1 protein-coding gene is annotated in these 1,296 nt (G+C 39.3%); it reads right to left on the reverse strand.

What is annotated here, in order from left to right:
* Window positions 1-177: 177 nt before the first annotated feature.
* Window positions 178-861 carry a Fe-S biogenesis protein NfuA gene (nfuA, locus tag ACS8FD_RS15005; RefSeq protein ID WP_439263497.1) on the reverse strand — a complete coding sequence of 228 codons (684 nt, stop codon included), beginning with the start codon at window positions 859-861 and terminating at the stop codon, window positions 178-180.
* Window positions 862-1,296 lie beyond the last annotated feature (435 nt).

A 1,296-nucleotide genomic window follows, 5' to 3' on the forward strand; every position in this document is an offset into this window, starting at 1 on the left:
GCTATTTCCTAAATCATAGCAATAAAAAAAGCTGAGTTCATCATAACCCAGCTTCTTTATTAAAAGAATAGCCATTTATTCAGCGGCTAATGCCTGATATTCATAAGCAATAAGTTTAATAAGCTTTATTCATACCGTCTTTCACACTTAATAGGCCACCAATTTACTATTAAATATTTACTTATAGTAGGCGTTTTCAGTAAGAGTATGATCCGTCTCGTCGACTACTTGGGTTAGCTCTGGTATTTGCTGCTTGAGCTGTACTTCAACCCCTTGACGCAAAGTCATATCGACAGCTGAACAACCTTGACAACCACCGCCAAATTTTAATACCGCAGTCAGGCCTACGCCTTCTTCTTCAATCAGTTCAAGCAGTTGTACATCACCACCATGCGCAGCCAAGCTTGGATTAATCTCAGACTGCAATACGTAGTTGATGCGTTCTTCAACACTGGCATCAGCACCGACTTTGGGCACTTTTGAGTTCGGTGCACGAAAAGTCAGCTGACCACCGAAACGGTCTTTATTATAATCAATGACTGCGTCTTCTAAATAAGGGACTGACGCCGCCTCAATAAAGGCCGAAAAATTCTCGTAATCGAATCGCAAATCAGCGCTGTCTTCTTCGCCTGGCTGATTGTATGCCATACAGCATTCTGCACGCGGTGTACCAGGATGCTCAACGAATATACGTACACCGATGCCATCAGTATCTTGCTTTGACAGCAGATCAGCCAAATAACCTTGCGCTGACTCGGTAATCGTAATATTGCTCTTGGTCTCAGCCTGTTCAGTGTCTAATGCTGACTCAAAGTCTGCAGACTGGTCTAATTGACCAGCAGTTTGGTTGTGCTCACTCATAAGGTTTCCTATGCGTTGTGACACAAATGCTATGTCTGTCATAGTTGCTGTGTCGTGAATTTTATAAACATAAATTTTATAAATGAAATAGATGAATTACTAAATACTGCAGTTTATCGTTGTATGAGCTTGGTTTGACTACAGTTTTAATAAAGTTATGACGACTATTATAACGCATTCAGATGATAATTCCGACTGCGCCACTATGATCTAACTATGACCGTCACAAATGGTTGCGATTGGTTTTTTAAATAATCAAATTTAAAAAGTAGAGGTCGTTAAGCCCTCGTGATAATACAAAACAAATAGAGTATGTGTTATAGCCTATATTAAGACTGTGTTGTTAATTATCAAGCGTTGGTAGACTCTTATGATAGACAAAATAAAATACGCAAAACGCTAATAAGAGCAGTGTTCCAATTTTTAACATGTTAT

The sequence above is a fragment of the Psychrobacter sp. 1U2 genome (assembly GCF_051847575.1).

Bases quoted from the DNA above. Each gene is read 5' to 3' on its own strand.
- nfuA (WP_439263497.1), bottom strand. From the start codon at position 861: ATGAGTGAGCACAACCAAACTGCTGGTCAATTAGACCAGTCTGCAGAC.